The sequence below is a fragment of the Streptomyces sp. SID10853 genome (assembly GCF_010548145.1).
In the GTDB taxonomy this organism is placed as follows: Bacteria; Actinomycetota; Actinomycetes; order Streptomycetales; family Streptomycetaceae; genus Streptomyces.
Genome location: NZ_JAAGLN010000039.1, coordinates 1 through 14968, shown reverse-complemented (window position 1 = coordinate 14968; position 14968 = coordinate 1). Strand labels below are relative to the sequence as shown.

Here is a 14968-nt window from a genome sequence, read left to right as displayed (position 1 = left end):
GGCCCCGGCCCCGGCCCGCCCCCGTAACAACGCCATAAACGCCGAGGCCCGGCACCCCTTCGAAGCGAAGGGGTGCCGGGCCTCAAGCGTGCGTCGTGTCAGCCTCAGTGCGAGTGACCGTGGCCGTGAGCAGCCTCGGGCTCCTCCTCCGCCGGCTTCTCGACGACCAGGGTCTCGGTCGTGAGCAGCAGCGAAGCGATGGACGCGGCGTTCTCCAGCGCGGAGCGGGTGACCTTGACCGGGTCGATGACGCCGGCCTTCACCAGGTCGCCGTACTCGCCGGTCGCGGCGTTGAAGCCGTCGCCCTTGCCGAGCTCGGCGACCTTCGAGGTGATGACGTAGCCCTCGAGGCCGGCGTTCTCGGCGATCCAGCGCAGCGGCTCGACAGCGGCGCGGCGGACGACCGCGACACCGGTGGCCTCGTCGCCGGTCTTGCCCAGGTTGCCTTCGAGCACCTTGACGGCGTGCACCAGAGCGGAGCCACCACCGGAGACGATGCCCTCCTCGACCGCGGCGCGGGTCGCGGAGATGGCGTCCTCCAGACGGTGCTTCTTCTCCTTGAGCTCCACCTCGGTGGCGGCACCGACACGGATCACGCACACACCGCCGGCCAGCTTCGCGAGACGCTCCTGGAGCTTCTCGCGGTCCCAGTCGGAGTCCGTGGACTCGATCTCGGCCTTGATCTGGTTGACGCGGCCCTGGACCTCGTCGGCCTTGCCACCGCCGTCGACGATGACGGTGTCGTCCTTGGTGATGGTCACGCGGCGGGCGGTGCCCAGCACGTCGAGACCGGCCTGGTCGAGCTTGAGGCCGACCTCCTCGGCGATGACCGTGGCACCGGTGAGGGTGGCCATGTCGCCGAGCATCGCCTTGCGGCGGTCGCCGAAGCCGGGGGCCTTGACCGCGACCGCGTTGAAGGTGCCGCGGATCTTGTTCACGACCAGGGTCGACAGGGCCTCGCCCTCGACGTCCTCGGCGATGATCAGCAGCGGCTTGGAGCTGCCCGCCTGGATGACCTTCTCGAGGAGCGGCAGCAGGTCCTGGATCGAACCGATCTTGCCCTGGTGGATCAGGATGTACGGGTCGTCGAGGACGGCCTCCATACGCTCCTGGTCGGTCACCATGTACGGCGAGAGGTAGCCCTTGTCGAAGGCCATGCCCTCGGTGAAGTCCAGGTCGAGACCGAAGGTGTTGGACTCCTCGACGGTGATGACACCGTCCTTGCCGACCTTGTCCATCGCCTCGGCGATGAGCTCGCCGACCTGCTTGTCCTGCGCGGAGAGACCGGCGACAGCAGCGATGTCGGACTTGTCATCGATCGGACGGGCGGTCGCGAGGAGTTCCTCGGACACGGCCTTGACCGCGGCGTCGATGCCCTTCTTCAGGGAGGCGGGCGAAGCGCCGGCGGCGACGTTGCGCAGACCCTCGCGGACCAGTGCCTGGGCCAGCACGGTGGCGGTGGTGGTGCCGTCACCCGCGATGTCGTTGGTCTTGGTCGCCACCTCCTTCACCAGCTGCGCACCGAGGTTCTCGTACGGGTCGTCGAGCTCGACCTCGCGGGCGATCGTGACACCGTCGTTGGTGATGGTGGGGGCACCGAACTTCTTGTCGATGACGACGTTGCGGCCCTTGGGGCCGATCGTCACCTTGACCGTGTCGGCAAGCTTGTTGACGCCGCGCTCAAGGGCGCGACGGGCGTCCTCGTCGAACTTCAGGATCTTCGCCATGGAGCTGATTCAGTCCTCTCAAAAACGAACTGCGCCCCCGGTGCCCGTCACTCGTTGTGCGAACACACTTGTGCGAACACAGCAGATGCGGGGCCAGGGGCGCAGATCAAGAAATACGTCGGTGAATTACTTCTCGACGATCGCGAGAACGTCGCGAGCCGAGAGGACGAGGTACTCCTCGCCGTTGTACTTCACCTCGGTGCCGCCGTACTTGCTGTAGAGCACGACATCGCCGGCCTTGACGTCAAGCGGAAGACGCTCGCCGTTCTCGAAGCGGCCCGGGCCCACGGCCAGGACGACGCCCTCCTGGGGCTTCTCCTTGGCGGTGTCCGGAATGACCAGGCCGGAGGCCGTGGTCTGCTCGGCGTCGAGCGGCTGGACCACAATGCGGTCCTCGAGCGGCTTAATGGCAACCTTGGAGCTGGTTGTCGACACGATCCGGTCTCCCCCTTCGGAGATCTCACGGGGTGAACTGTCTGAGTGGCGACCGGATGGATCCGTCGTCGCGGGTGCCGGACCGGCCCGTCGCCATATTTGGCACTCTCCCGTGGGGAGTGCCAGAACTGAGACTAGGACGGCAGTTAGCACTCGGTCAAGCGGAGTGCCAATGTGGTCGGTCATGTCGTCGGCTTCCTGATGCGGGCGGAGCCCCGCCGGGGGCAATGCCGCGGTCCCCTCCCGCCAGTTCAGCGCCTCACCATGGGCTGCGGGCGGCCGGTCGCCCGCAGCCCATCGCCCACAATGGACAGGTGACCGATATCGACGCCTTCACCGCGCTGTTCACCGATGAGGGCGCCGCCCTGCTCGAATCACTGCGGGAGTACGACCCCGCCCAGGAACTGGCCGTCGCCACCAGGTTGCGCCGCACGTACCCCACTGAGCTGGTCTCGGCCGCGCTCGCCCAGGCGCGGCTGCGCCAGCGGGCCGTACCGAAATTCGGCGCCGCCGACGCGTACCGGATGTTCTTCACGCCCAACGGTGTGGAGCAGTCCACCCGTAGATCCGTCGCCGAGTACCGCGCCCGCCGCTTCGCCGAGCTGGGCGTACGCAGCGTCGCCGACCTGTGCTGCGGCATCGGCGGGGACGCCCTGGCGCTCGCCCGCGCCGGGATCTCCGTACTGGCGGTCGACCGCGATCCGCTCACGGCCGAAGTCGTACGGGCCAACGCCGACGCCCTCGGGCTGAGCGGCCTGGTCGACGTACGGTGCGCGGATGTGGCAGGCATCGACACCGCCCCGTACGACGCGGTCTTCGTCGACCCGGCACGGCGTGGCGGTCGCGGCCGGATCTTCAACCCCGAGGCGTACTCACCGCCGCTCTCCTGGGCCACGGGTGCGGTGGCCGACCGCCCGGCCGCCGGACCGGACCGCAAGGCGGCAGGGGCAGGAGCGGGCTGGGAACCGGGAAGGGCAAAGGAAACGGCAGCGGCAGCGGGCCGGGGACCAGGACGCGCGACGGCCACGGGAGCCATCAAGATCGCTCCCGGTATCCCGCACGAGATGATCCCCGCCGACGCCGAGGCCGAGTGGATCTCCGACAACGGTGACGTCAAGGAAGCAGTGCTCTGGTTCGGCACGGAACCGGGCCTGCGCCGCGCCACACTGCTCCCGTCAGGGACCACTCTCACGGGCCGCGGACTCCCCGACCCCGCGGTGCGGGCACTGGGCCGGTATCTGTACGAACCGGACGGCGCAGTCATCCGCGCCCACCTCGTCGCCGAGGTCGCCGAGGAACTCGGCGGCGGGCTCATCGACGAGACCATCGCCTACATCACCGCGGACGAACTGCGCCCGACGAACTGCGCGACGGCCTACGAAATCACCGACGAGCTCCCCTTCGGCCTGAAAAAGCTCAAGGCCCTGCTGCGCGAGCGGGAAGTCGGGAACCTCACCGTCAAGAAGCGCGGCTCGGCGGTGGAACCCGAAGAGGTACGACGCAGGGTCAAGCCGCAGGGGCCGAACGCGGCCACCGTGATCCTCACCCGCGTCGCCGGCGCGCCGACGATGCTGATCGGACACCCGGCGAACCCTGACGGAGCCGCCGGCCCCTGAGGCTCACCGTTCCTCGTGAGGGGAGGCTTGTCGGCGTCTCCTCGTGGGCGCTTGCCGGCGCCTCGCCTGGGGACGCTTGCCGGCGCCTCGTCAGGAGACGCTTGCCGGTGCCTCGTCAGGCAAGGTCCGTCAGCTCGTCCGCGTACACCTGGGACAGCGGCTGCGGCCCTACGTACTGCTGACAGTTGCAGACCCCGGGCTCGAAACTCAGCGGCTTCTTGTTCTCGTCCCAGGATGTCGGCACCTCGACGGTCTCATGGCACTTGCCCTGCCGGTCATGCTTGGCAAGGTGGTGCGTGCAGCCGCAGACCGGCTCGGGCGGTTTGTGTGCCGCCTCGATCTCCCTGCGTTCCCTCTCGGCCGTCTCCAGCCGCTCCATCCGGCGCTCATGGCGTGTGCGCAGAGCGGTGCGGCCCGTGTCGGCGACCCAGCCGAATCCGCCGACCATGAAGAAGATGAATACCCACCAGAACCAGTTCACTCGCGGCCCCTTCCCCCCGGCCCGTGTCCTGGCCTTCAAGGTTACCCGTACGGACACCGAGAGCCGAAGGGGCTGGGCGGGGAAGCTCTGGACGGGGGCTGCGTAGGGGCGCCGCGGGCTGAGCTGGGCTGGGTGGCCTGGGCGAGTGGCCGAAGAGGCGGGGGTGGCCTGGGGTGGCTCACCAGGGGTGGCTGACGGCCCGTCCCCCGTACGGACCTTGCGCCAGGCGGTATCCGACGGGTCGTCAGAGGATGATCAACATGACGCTTCGTAAGCCGTCGCGCCCGTCGGCGCGTTTGTCGCCCCGCTCGTCCCTTCCTGCGGCAGTCCGCTCGGCCCTTCCTGCAGTCCGCTCGGTCATCGCGGCCCCGCCTCGTAAACCGTTCCGTACGACGCCGCGCACGCCGCGTACGCGGCCCCTTCCGTCCCTTCGCGTGACGTCCCGTAAGCCGCTTCGTACTGCATCCCGGATGGCGCTCCGTACGCCCACCGGAGCATCAACCGGCGATGCGCTCCGCCAGGTGCGGGCCGGCCTGCCCCGTAAAGCCGCCGGGCGGGTCGTGGGGTGCGCCGCGGCCGCCTCTCTGCTGCTCGGCGGCCCAGCCTTCGCCGCCGCCCCGGCACCTCCCGCAGCCACGCCGTCGGCCACTGCCGGCACCGCCGCGGCGCCCACGGCTCAGGGCCCGCTGAAGTGGGCCACGTGCCCCGCGCCCTCCCAGGCGCAGGGCGGGGGCAAGGCTCCGGGTACCGGCTGGACCTGCGCCACGCTGTACGTCCCCCTCGACTACACCAAGCCCGGCGGCAAGACGATTCCGCTGGCGCTGATCCGGCACCGTGCGACAGGCCCCGGTAAGCGCATCGGCTCGCTGATCTACAACTTCGGTGGCCCGGGCGGCTCGGGCGTCGACACACTGCCCGCGTTCACCCCCACGTTCGCGAAGCTCAACACCCGCTACGACCTGGTGAGTTTCGATCCGCGCGGAGTCGGCAACAGTGCACCCGTCAACTGTCTGACCGGCCCGGAGACCGATGCTCTCAACGCCGTCGACTCCACGCCCGACACCCCCACCGAGGTCCGGCAGTGGATGGAGGCGACCCGTAACTTCGCGGCGCAGTGCACGAAGAAGTCCGGCCCTCTCCTGCCGTATCTGACGACCACCAATGTGGCCAGGGACCTGGACCGGATCCGCGCGGCGGTGGGCGACAAGAAGCTGAACTACTACGGCTTCTCGTACGGTACGGAGCTGGGCGGGACCTACGCCCATCTCTTCCCGCGGAAGGTCGGCCGTGCGGTGCTCGACGGTGTCATGCACCCCGACAAGGACTTCACGCAAGGGGCCCTCTACCAGTTGAAAGGCTTTCAGCTGGCCCTGGACCACTTCGCGCGCTCGTGCGTCGCCGCCACGTATCTCTGTCCGCTGCACCGCTCCACTCCTCAGGGGGTGGAGAAGGTGCTGACCGGGCTCGTGGCCGGTCTGGAGAAGCACCCGGCGGCCGCAGCAGGGGGCCGCACGCTCAATGACTCGCTCGCGCTGACAGCGATCGAGGGCGCGCTGTACTCACCGGATTCCGGCTGGCCACGCATGGCGAGCGCGGTCGCGGCATACCTGCGTACCCACAACCCGGCGGCGCTGCTGTCGATGGCCGACAGCATGACGGGCCGCGACGCGAAGGGGCACTACTCGAACAGCAACAACGTTTTCTCGGCCACCAGTTGCGTCGACTTCGGCGTTCCGGTGGGGAAGACGGAGATCGAGCGGCAGATGCCCGCCTTCCGGAAGGCGTCGCCGCTGTTCGGCCCACAGTTCGCGTGGGCGCTGAACCAGTGCACGTACTGGCCCGTCAAGGGGGCCATGAAGCACATGGAGGTCAGCGCGAAGGGCGCACCGCCGATTCTGGTCATCGGCAATACGGGTGACCCCGCCACCCCGTACGGCGGGGCGAAGGCGATGGCGCAGCGGCTCGGGAAGGGAGTCGGGGTGCTGGTCACCTGGAAGGGCGGCGAGGGCCACTGCTCGTACGGGAACGGCAGCGCGTGCATCGACGGTACGGCGAACGCGTATCTGCTGGACGGGAAGGTGCCGGCGTACGGGACCAGCTGCTCCTGAGGGGGCGGGGGGCCGGAGGCTGAGGCTTCCCGGGGGCCGTCGGAGGTGGCTTCCGGGGGGCCGCCGAAAGGGGCTTCCTGCCGGGGGCTCCCGGGTGGGGAGGGGGCGGGTGATTCAGAGACGGGAACCGGTATACGCCGTTCCACAGCCCGGGCGCGCGGCCGCACGCCCGGGCGGGCCTCACTCTTGCAGCAACTCCGTCGCGAGACGTTTGACCTGGTCGGCGAGGGGGCGCTGCGCCGGCTCGTGGTGGGCAGCCGCGTCGGCCAGCCGGACGACGTCCACCCGCCACCGGCCGCTCACCGCCCCGTCGGCGCCGACCCGGCGCAGACCACGCTCCAGCAGCCCCTCTGCCACCTCAGGCTGCCCGCGCAGCACCGCCTTGACGACCGCCACAGCGTTGGCAAGTGCGCTGGCCGCGAGAGACCACTCGGGATCCTCCACCACGGCTGGAGTGCAGCCGTCCTGCGCCCGCCCACTGCCCGTCGGGCCTACCGCCCCCGGTGGATCTACCGCTCCGTCGGCGACTGCCGTGATCTCCAGGTCCAGCCGCCAGAACAGCGGCATATCCCGGAAAGTGAGAAACAACAGCCGTCGGTCGCACGACCTTTGGGCCTCCGGGTCGCTGCGCAGCGAGACGACGTCACGAACCGCTCCGAGGCAGGGACCGACGGCGGCCACACAGTCATCGAACTGCGCGTACGGCACCGCCCAGGCAAGGTCGATATCGCTGTACGGATCAGCCGTACCCCGGGCGAGCGAGCCACGCAGCGCCGCCACCGACCCGGCACACCGCGCCGCGAGCGCACTCTGCAACTCCTGAGCGAAGGCAGCCCGGCGGACCGGGTCCAGGTCCATGGCGGACGGCACGGGAGACATGGCGCCACAGCGTAAAGCACGTCGGTCCCAACGCTGTCTCGTCCAGCGCGTCCCCGGGCCTCACAGGCCGACAAGAGCGACAGAACTGTCTGGCATCCTGCCTCCTGGCATCGTGCCTCTCTCACAGGGCGGCTGAGGGTCGAGATGTTGAGTTCCACGTTCCGGATCTGCCATTCAAATGAGTGAAAGCACATCACGACCTGGCATTACTACGGAGAGTGAGCAACGATAGGAGTGTGACTCGCCCAAGAGGTGGCGAGAGTTGAGGCCAATCACGGGGGTGTGGGCCATGACCATCCAGACGGATCAGACGAACCGAATGGCAAGGACCAGCCGGTCAATTCGGCCCGTCCACGCAACACGGACCGTCCAGACGGCGCGGATCGAGTCCGCTCGGTCGGCACACGCAAGCCAGACTGCGGTACTGGACAGGGCAAAGCCCGAACCAACCGCTTCAACAGGCCCACTTGGTATGTCGGCCGGACCGGACGAGCCCAGTGAACCGGACGGACTGGACGGACTGGACGGACTGGACGGACTGGACGGACTGGATAAAAGTTCCCAGCTCCCACTGCCCGATGTACCCGAAGCCCAACCTGATCCACCAGTTCCCTCAACTCCCCCAACCTCCCCAACATCATCAGCTCCACCGAAGCCAGCCGACCCTCACACAGCGGCCCCTCAGACAGCCGACGACTGGGCCGCCCACCTACGGGAGACAACTCCGTCAGCCCAGACCGCAGCGCTCCTCGGTGCCCTGGAATCGAAGAAGCTGTCGCCACGCGGACGTATCGATGCTCTGGCCGTCCTGGAGCGACACGCAGCATGGTTCGCTGCCCGGCAGGTCCATCTGCTGGCGGACATCGCCACGCATGCCGAGACCGCACTGCCTTCCAGCCACAGCGACAGCGACGTCGACACGCAACTCCTGAACCAAGGGGACTACGCGGCCGAAGAGGTGGCGTGCGCGCTGCGTATCAGTAACGCGACCGCCACCGAGCGCCTGCAGATCGCCAAGGAACTGGCCGGTCAGTACGCCAACACGCTCGGTCTGCTCGAAGGCGGAGAAATCTGCTACATGCAGGCCAGGAACCTGGCCAACGCCTGCCGGGTCCTGGAACCCGAGGCGGCAGCCCGAGTTGAGTCAGCCATGGCGACGAGGATGCCCACTCAGGCCACCGGCCAGAGTTCCCGAGCGCTGCGCCGACAAGTGATCAAGGCAGATCCCGAGGGCTACCAGCGCCGACTGGAACTGCGGACGAAAGAGCGGGAGATCGTTCGTTATCCGCAGGATGACGGCATGATCACATGGGGCGCCACGGTGCCGGCAGAACTCGGAGCGCGCTTCGACCAGGCAGTCGACGCCCATGCCACGACGCTCGTCGCGGACGAGCGCACCCTCAGTCAGCGCCGAGTGGACGCCCTGGCTGATCTCATTCTCAACCGGCCGGTTCTGCTGGGCAGTTCCAAGAAGCCCGCGGAAGCCGAGACACCCGCAGGGCTCTCCGGTCGGCCTCCCGCCGCCACCGCACTCGTGCACGTCACCGTCCCCCTCGACGTACTGGTCGGTGCGAGCGAAAACCCGGCAGAGCTGAAGGGCTACGGCCCCATCACCGCCCTGCAGGCCCGCACGATCGCCTTCGCCGAGGGAACGATCTGGCGCCGCCTGATCACTCACCCGAAAACAGGGTTGCTCATCAAGACCGACCCCACCACCTACCGCCCCACCGCCGAAGCCGAACGCCATGTCGTCGCCCGGGACCAGCAGTGTGCCTTCCCCTCCTGCCGCATGCCCGCGCAGCGATGCGACCTCGACCACATCCAGGAGTTCGATCACGACCATCCCGAGTCGGGCGGTAAGACAGTGCCGGAGAACCTCATCCCGATCTGCCGTCGCCACCACTTGATGAAGCACCGCGGCAACTGGACTGTCACACGGGACCCGGTCACCGGAATCACCACCTGGGTCAGCCCGACCGGCCATATCTACCTCAATACGCCGCGAAACTACGCCGAATAACAAAGGCGACAGGGCAACTGACACCGACAACCGGCCCACTGTGGCAACAGCGACAGCCGACAGATCCAAGCCACAGGCACAGGCACAGCCACAGCCACAGCCACAGCGGGCCTACTCCACCCCGACTGATTCAAAGCGCCAACGGTGGACCGCGCGGGTGATCAAGCCGACGTCGGGTTCCGGGAGTTCGGGGAGCTCCGCATCGTAAGGCGCGTCCCACCAGGTGAGGACCAGTACCCGGTCCTGAGGAGCACGCAGAAACTCACGGTGCAGCGGCCCCCTCGTTCCACCCGCTCCCACTCTGAGAGCCGGTGCCTGTGACTGCTGCCGCACCCAGTCCAGCAGTTCGGCGCCCCTGCCATCAGTCGCGCGGGCCTCCCACATCAGCGCGACGGTCATGAGTAGAGGTTGTCCTTACTGATTTCGTGGACATGATCATGATCATGTGCGGGGCCGCCTGCCCCGTTGCCCCGGGCCGCCCCAGGCACATGCGGGTCCGTCACCGGCAAGGAGGAGTCGGCAGACAGGTCCCAGTCCGATGACGCCCTGTTGCGCGCCACCATCTCCGCACCGAGCGCCGCAACCATCGCACCATTGTCCGTACACAGCCCGGGGCGCGGCACCCGCAACCGGATACCGGCCCGCTCACACCGCTCCTGGGCGAGTGCGCGCAGCCTGGAGTTGGCGGCGACGCCACCGCCGATCATCAGGTGGTCGACGCCCTCGTCCTTACAAGCGCGGACCGCCTTACGCGTGAGTACATCGACGACCGCCTCCTGGAAGGACGCCGCCACATCCCTTATCGGAAGCTCCTCGCCCGCCGCCCGCTTCGCCTCGACCCAGCGCGCCACAGACGTCTTGAGCCCGGAGAACGAGAAGTCGTACGGGGCATCACGCGACCCGGTCAGTCCGCGCGGGAAGGCAATCGCCTTGGGGTCGCCCTCCCGGGCCAGCCGGTCGATGACCGGACCGCCCGGGAAGCCGAGGTCCAACACCCGCGCGATCTTGTCGAAGGCTTCACCGGCCGCGTCGTCGATCGTCGCGCCCAGGGGCCGGACATCCGAAGTGATGTCGGGCGCCAGCAACAGTGAGGAATGACCGCCCGACACGAGCAACGCCATGGTCGGCTCGGGCAGCGGCCCGTGCTCCAGCTGGTCCACACAGATGTGGGAGGCCAGATGGTTGACGCCATACAGCGGTTTGCCCAGCGCGTATGCGTACGCCTTCGCCGCGGATACACCGACCAGCAGCGCCCCCGCGAGGCCGGGCCCCGCCGTCACAGCGATGCCGTCAAGGTCCCTCGCAGACACCCCGGCGTCCTTCAGCGCACGCTCGATGGTCGGGACCATCGCCTCCAGGTGCGCCCGCGAAGCGATTTCGGGCACGACCCCGCCGAAGCGGGCATGCGTGTCGACGCTCGATGCGACAGCGTCCGCGAGCAGCGTCGTGCCACGGACGATCCCGACCCCCGTTTCGTCGCAGGAGGTCTCGATACCGAGTACGAGAGGTTCGTCAGCCATGGATCTCTGTTCCTTGTGCGAGGCCCATTTCCGGGCGCAGTTCGAGGCGCATGACGAGCGCGTCCACATTGCCCGGCTGGTAATAGCCCCGGCGGAAGCCGATGGGCTCGAAGCCGAAGCGTTCGTAGAGTTTCTGGGCACGGATGTTGTCGACCCGCACTTCGAGAAGGATCTCGGCGCACTCGAAGGCGGTGGCGTGTTTGAGGAGATCGCTGAGCAGCTCGGCGCCGAGCCCGGTCCCCCACTGGTCTCTGGCCGAGGCGATCGTCTGTACGTCGCCCATGCCGCCGACAGCCGAGAGCCCGGCGTAGCCGACGATCCGGTCGGCCGTCTCCGCGACCACGTACCGGCGGGTCGCGTCGGCGCCACGCGCGTGGGCCAGTTCGGACCAGAACATGCCCTCGGACCAGGCATCATCGGGAAACAGTTCGTGTTCGAGCTCCAGCACCGGGGCAATGTCCCACCAGCGCATCTCACGCAGTACGGCTGTCACTGCGGGGTGACCACCTTGTAGTTCTTGGGCACCTGGGCGTCGGGGCGTCGCAGATAGAGCGGTGTGACCGGCAGGAAACCGTCAGCGACCACCACATCGCCCCGCTCCGCCCGGGCCCGGTCGGCACCCCCCTCGTCAGCATCGATCCCGTCGGTACCCATTCCGCCCGCACCAATCCTGCCGTCGCTGTTTCCCCCCGCCAGCTTCTCGGCCGCCAGTGCCGCGAGGGCTCCAGCCGATACGTTTTCCGGAGCTCGCGCGTCGGGGAAGGTGTCGGGATAGAGCAGGGCTCCAGCCCCCACCGCGGGCAGTCCCGCGACCTGTTCGGCGATGTCCGCGGGCCGGTCCACGACGGGCTCGTCCAGCCGGGTACGGAATCCGTCGTACCGCGCCCAGTAGACCTCCTTGCGCCGTGCGTCGGTCGCGACGACGAAGGGGCCGTCGAGCCCGGACGCGTAGGCGAGGCCGTCCAGCGTGCACAGCCCGTAGACGGGTACGCCCAGCACGGAACCGAACGTGGCGGCCGTCACCAGCCCGACGCGCAGCCCGGTGTAGGGTCCCGGCCCGACGCCGACGACGATGCCCGTGACGGCGTCCAGTTTCAGCCCGGCTTCGGCGAGGACATGGTCGACGGCGGGCAGCAGCAGTTCCCCATGACGGCGGGCGTCGGTCCGACTGGACTCGGCGACCACGGATGTTCCGTCGTGGAGGGCAGCGGTGACGGCGGGCGTGGCGGTATCAACGGCGAGCAGGAGCACACAAACAGCCTACGGCTCCCGCGACGGGGGCACGGCGCCCCGTCCCGTCAGCCCGCTGCTGCTAACGTCACCGGGAATTCGTACGTACGAGAAATGGGAGCCTCAGGTGTCAAGGAGCAGCTCGGGAATCGTGGCCGGGCTCACCGGGGCAGCTCTTGCCGTGGTCGGCTTCCTCGCCTACCAGGCGTCGGCGAATGCCCCCGCCGATCTCTCGTCCCCCAAGCCCTCGTCCTCGGCGTCCTCCCCGGCCAACCCGTCCGGCACTCCGACGAAGCCGGGAAAGCAGAACAGTCACGCGGTGCCACCGAACTCGGGCTCCGGCTCCCGCGTCGTGTACTCGCTCAGCGCGAAGCGGGTGTGGCTGGTGAGCGACACCGGTACCGGCGTACGGACTTTCGAGGTCATGCCGAGCGCGGTCAGCCCACGGCCGGGGTCGTACCAGGTGACGTCGCGCACGGGCAGCACTGTGGGCTCGGACGGGGTACCGATCGAGCACGTGGTTCGCTTCGCGAGCATCAATGGCGTGACCGTTGGGTTCAGCGCTGCTACGGACAACTCGATGTCGAGCCCCGACCCGGAACAGAAGACCGGCGGGATCCGGATGAAGCGCGCCGACGGCAACGCCATGTGGCCGCTCGCGACGTACGGCACGAAGATCGTCGTGGTGCCGTAGCCACGTCGTCCGCGCAGCCGCCTGCTCGGCTCGTATGGACCGGACGACAGGCCCCTGCAAACGGTCCGCGGGCTTCCCGTGCGGTGGTTCAGGGGGCGGACCGTTACAAGCCTGCGGCCTGCCGTACAAGCTCACGGCTCCCCGTTCGCCCCGTTGCACCCGCCGCCGACTGCTGTCGGCCTCTAACCCGAACGGATTACGCGGCGTCGCGCTCTTCCTCGGGCTCTCCGGTGACGGAGGCGGGCTCCGGTTCGGGGGCGCGTGGCGGTGTGGACACGGCGTTCGCCGCCTCGCAGGAGGCGAGCAGATCGCGCATCGACATGGGGGACGGCGACTGCGCTTCGGTCTCCGATGCGGACATGGCTGCCTCCTCGGTCAGGCATGGTTAGGTAGACCTAACCAGGTCTTAGTATCCATGTGACCACGCCCGGTGGGATCTGTGCAACACCTTGCCGACGGCTTGTCGGAAAGTACGGGGTGAATCTCCGCATGCGTGCGCGAAACCCTCGGGCCGGAAGACACCCGGCCCTTCTCCCGCCTCCGGCCTCTCGGCCCTCCCCGCCTCCCCGGTTTCGGCCGGTTTCGGCGCTCCCCCGTTTCGGCCGGTTTCGGCGCTCCCCCGTTTCGGCCGGTTTCGGCGCTCCCCCGTTTCGACCGGTTTCGGCGCTCCCCCCGCCGTTTCGGCCCTCCCCCGTTTCCGCGCCCCCGGCCCTCAGTCCTCCGCGAGCGCGCGGAGCCCGTCGAGACCCGCCCGCTGAGTTTCCTCCGCCCAGCGCGCCCCGACCCCGCTGACCGTCACCACGCGGCGTTCGTCGTCCGTGTCGCCCACGCCACGCTCGATGACCACCCGGAGCCGGTCGTCCGACAGGTCCTCGACCTTCCCGTCCCCCCACTCGACCACGATCACCGAGTCGGGCAGCGAGACGTCCAGGTCGAGGTCCTCCATCTCGTCGAGTCCGCCGCCCAGCCGGTACGCGTCCACGTGTACCAGTGCGGGACCGGCGCCCAGCGGCGGATGGACACGGGCGATGACGAAGGTCGGGGACGTCACCGCCCCGCGCACGCCCAGGCCCTCGCCCAAGCCACGCGTGAGGGTGGTCTTGCCCGCGCCGAGTTCACCGGAGAGCATCACGAGATCGCCGGGGCGCAGCAGTACGGCGAGGCGACGGCCCAACTCCTGCATATGGTCGGGGGAGTCGATGGTCAGACGGGTGGCGAATGCGGCGGCCGTGTCAGCTGCCGGGCTGTGCGGGGCTTCCATACGGGCCAACGTTAGCGTCTGCCGGCAGTGCACCCGTCCTCGCCAGCAGCTCGGCCAGCCGGCCCGTCACGGTCCCGGGATGTTCGAGCATGACCAGATGCCCGGCGTCGGGAACGATGACCAGTTCGGCCGCGCGCAGCAGATCGGCGATGATCTGACTGTGCGCGCTGGGTGTCACCAGGTCGTTCTCACCGGCCAGAACGAGCGCGGGCACCTCACCGAAGACCGCAGCCAGCGCGTCCGCCTTGTCGTGGTCGGTGAAGGCCGGATAGAACTCCGCGACCACATCGATCGGCGTCCCCTCGATCAGCCGCTCCGCGAACCGGGCCACAGCGGGGTCGACGTCCTTCGAACCGAACGAGTACCGCTTGACCAGTCCCGCGAACAGGTCAGCCGTGGCCCGCCGCCCCCGCTCCACCAGCTCCGTCTGGGAGCCGAGCGCCTTCAGTACGCCGGGGAGCACACGCCGGACCGCGTTCACGCCCGCCACCGGCAGCCCGAAACTGACCTCTCCGAGCTTCCCGCAGGAGGTGCCGACGAACGCGGCCCCCACGACGCGGTCCCTGACCAGGTCGGGGAACTGGTCGCCGAGCGCCATCATCGTCATGCCGCCCATCGAGTGCCCCACCAGCACCAGAGGCCCTTCCGGCGCAGCGGCGTCGATGACCGCCTTCAGATCTCGGCCGAGCTGGTCGATGGTGAGCGGTACGCCGTCGGCCTGCGCCCTGCCGCGTTCCGAGCGGCCGTGGCTGCGCTGGTCCCAGTGGACGGTACGGACGACACCGCGCAGTGCCGCGCGCTGGAAGTGCCAGGAATCCTGGCTGAGGCAGTAGCCGTGCGAGAAGACGACCGTGACGGGCTGAGGCGCCGCCCCGCGCCGGGAGGACCGCCGTTTACGCGCCCCGGCCGGCCCGACTGCCCCGACCGCTCCTGTCGCCCCGGCCGACCCGCCGGCCCCAGCGGTTCCAGCAGCCCCCGAGCCCCCGGCCGTTCCGGG

15 protein-coding genes are annotated in these 14968 nt (G+C 68.9%); 4 read left to right on the top strand and 11 right to left on the bottom strand.

The window, feature by feature from the left end:
* Positions 1 to 104: 104 nt before the first annotated feature.
* Positions 105 to 1727 carry a chaperonin GroEL gene (groL, locus tag G3I19_RS10820; RefSeq protein WP_164262573.1) on the bottom strand — a complete coding sequence of 541 codons (1623 nt, stop codon included), beginning with the start codon at positions 1725 to 1727 and terminating at the stop codon, positions 105 to 107.
* 126 nt (positions 1728 to 1853) lie between these two features.
* A complete protein-coding gene (gene groES / locus G3I19_RS10815) occupies positions 1854 to 2162 on the bottom strand; it encodes a co-chaperone GroES (RefSeq protein WP_164262571.1) in 309 nt (102 codons plus the stop codon).
* Positions 2163 to 2458: 296 nt separating this feature from the next.
* Between groES and G3I19_RS10810 the strand changes: the two genes are divergently transcribed.
* Positions 2459 to 3778 carry an SAM-dependent methyltransferase gene (locus G3I19_RS10810; RefSeq protein ID WP_343235063.1) on the top strand — a complete coding sequence of 440 codons (1320 nt, stop codon included), beginning with the start codon at positions 2459 to 2461 and terminating at the stop codon, positions 3776 to 3778.
* A 115-nt stretch (positions 3779 to 3893) separates the two neighbouring features.
* Here G3I19_RS10810 and G3I19_RS10805 read toward each other — a convergent pair whose 3' ends face one another.
* The gene (locus tag G3I19_RS10805; RefSeq protein WP_164262567.1) at positions 3894 to 4259 is read right to left on the bottom strand and encodes a hypothetical protein; all 366 of its coding nucleotides are present in this window, start codon (positions 4257 to 4259) and stop codon (positions 3894 to 3896) included.
* A 470-nt stretch (positions 4260 to 4729) separates the two neighbouring features.
* Between G3I19_RS10805 and G3I19_RS10800 the strand changes: the two genes are divergently transcribed.
* The gene (locus G3I19_RS10800; protein WP_164262565.1) at positions 4730 to 6367 is read left to right on the top strand and encodes an alpha/beta hydrolase; all 1638 of its coding nucleotides are present in this window, start codon (positions 4730 to 4732) and stop codon (positions 6365 to 6367) included.
* Between the two features lie 180 nt (positions 6368 to 6547).
* On the opposite strand, the gene G3I19_RS10795 is transcribed toward G3I19_RS10800, so the two are convergent.
* Positions 6548 to 7246, bottom strand: a complete 699-nt coding sequence (locus G3I19_RS10795; RefSeq protein WP_239074153.1) for a nucleotidyltransferase domain-containing protein — start codon at positions 7244 to 7246, stop codon at positions 6548 to 6550.
* A gap of 289 nt (positions 7247 to 7535) precedes the next feature.
* Between G3I19_RS10795 and G3I19_RS10790 the strand changes: the two genes are divergently transcribed.
* Positions 7536 to 9266, top strand: coding sequence for an HNH endonuclease signature motif containing protein (locus G3I19_RS10790; protein ID WP_239074152.1), 1731 nt, complete (start codon positions 7536 to 7538; stop codon positions 9264 to 9266).
* Between the two features lie 111 nt (positions 9267 to 9377).
* Here the strand turns inward: G3I19_RS10790 and G3I19_RS37390 are convergent, their stop codons facing one another.
* From G3I19_RS37390 to tsaB, 4 genes are read right to left on the bottom strand one after another with little or no spacing between them, the layout of a single operon-like run.
* Positions 9378 to 9665 carry a hypothetical protein gene (locus tag G3I19_RS37390; RefSeq protein ID WP_164262563.1) on the bottom strand — a complete coding sequence of 96 codons (288 nt, stop codon included), beginning with the start codon at positions 9663 to 9665 and terminating at the stop codon, positions 9378 to 9380.
* Positions 9662 to 10786, bottom strand: a complete 1125-nt coding sequence (gene tsaD / locus G3I19_RS10780; RefSeq protein ID WP_164262561.1) for a tRNA (adenosine(37)-N6)-threonylcarbamoyltransferase complex transferase subunit TsaD — start codon at positions 10784 to 10786, stop codon at positions 9662 to 9664. Before tsaD ends, G3I19_RS37390 begins: the two co-directional genes overlap by 4 nt.
* Complete coding sequence (rimI, locus tag G3I19_RS10775) at positions 10779 to 11258, bottom strand: ribosomal protein S18-alanine N-acetyltransferase (protein WP_164262608.1); 480 nt, start codon at positions 11256 to 11258, stop codon at positions 10779 to 10781. The genes tsaD and rimI overlap by 8 nt, the downstream gene beginning before the upstream one ends.
* Positions 11259 to 11275: 17 nt before the next feature.
* Positions 11276 to 12037, bottom strand: a complete 762-nt coding sequence (gene tsaB, locus G3I19_RS10770; protein ID WP_164262559.1) for a tRNA (adenosine(37)-N6)-threonylcarbamoyltransferase complex dimerization subunit type 1 TsaB — start codon at positions 12035 to 12037, stop codon at positions 11276 to 11278.
* A gap of 106 nt (positions 12038 to 12143) precedes the next feature.
* Here tsaB and G3I19_RS10765 point away from each other — a divergent pair, with 106 nt between their 5' ends.
* The gene (locus G3I19_RS10765) at positions 12144 to 12710 is read left to right on the top strand and encodes a hypothetical protein (protein ID WP_164262557.1); all 567 of its coding nucleotides are present in this window, start codon (positions 12144 to 12146) and stop codon (positions 12708 to 12710) included.
* Positions 12711 to 12906: 196 nt separating this feature from the next.
* Here G3I19_RS10765 and G3I19_RS36855 read toward each other — a convergent pair whose 3' ends face one another.
* The 3 genes from G3I19_RS36855 to G3I19_RS10755 all read right to left on the bottom strand — a co-directional run.
* Positions 12907 to 13071 carry a hypothetical protein gene (locus tag G3I19_RS36855; protein ID WP_203599421.1) on the bottom strand — a complete coding sequence of 55 codons (165 nt, stop codon included), beginning with the start codon at positions 13069 to 13071 and terminating at the stop codon, positions 12907 to 12909.
* A 351-nt stretch (positions 13072 to 13422) separates the two neighbouring features.
* The gene (gene tsaE, locus G3I19_RS10760; RefSeq protein ID WP_164262554.1) at positions 13423 to 13971 is read right to left on the bottom strand and encodes a tRNA (adenosine(37)-N6)-threonylcarbamoyltransferase complex ATPase subunit type 1 TsaE; all 549 of its coding nucleotides are present in this window, start codon (positions 13969 to 13971) and stop codon (positions 13423 to 13425) included.
* Positions 13943 to 14968: alpha/beta hydrolase (locus G3I19_RS10755; protein ID WP_164262552.1), on the bottom strand; the 1026-nt coding region annotated here is incomplete at its 5' end. The genes G3I19_RS10755 and tsaE, both read right to left, overlap by 29 nt.

Bases quoted from the DNA above. Each gene is read 5' to 3' on its own strand.
- groL (WP_164262573.1), bottom strand. From the start codon at position 1,727: ATGGCGAAGATCCTGAAGTTCGACGAGGACGCCCGTCGCGCCCTTGAG.
- G3I19_RS10800 (WP_164262565.1), top strand. From the start codon at position 4,730: ATGGCGCTCCGTACGCCCACCGGAGCATCAACCGGCGATGCGCTCCGC.
- G3I19_RS36855 (WP_203599421.1), bottom strand. From the start codon at position 13,071: ATGTCCGCATCGGAGACCGAAGCGCAGTCGCCGTCCCCCATGTCGATG.
- tsaD (WP_164262561.1), bottom strand. From the start codon at position 10,786: ATGGCTGACGAACCTCTCGTACTCGGTATCGAGACCTCCTGCGACGAA.
- G3I19_RS10790 (WP_239074152.1), top strand. From the start codon at position 7,536: ATGACCATCCAGACGGATCAGACGAACCGAATGGCAAGGACCAGCCGG.
- tsaE (WP_164262554.1), bottom strand. From the start codon at position 13,971: ATGGAAGCCCCGCACAGCCCGGCAGCTGACACGGCCGCCGCATTCGCC.
- G3I19_RS10795 (WP_239074153.1), bottom strand. From the start codon at position 7,246: ATGTCTCCCGTGCCGTCCGCCATGGACCTGGACCCGGTCCGCCGGGCT.
- rimI (WP_164262608.1), bottom strand. From the start codon at position 11,258: ATGCGCTGGTGGGACATTGCCCCGGTGCTGGAGCTCGAACACGAACTG.
- G3I19_RS37390 (WP_164262563.1), bottom strand. From the start codon at position 9,665: ATGACCGTCGCGCTGATGTGGGAGGCCCGCGCGACTGATGGCAGGGGC.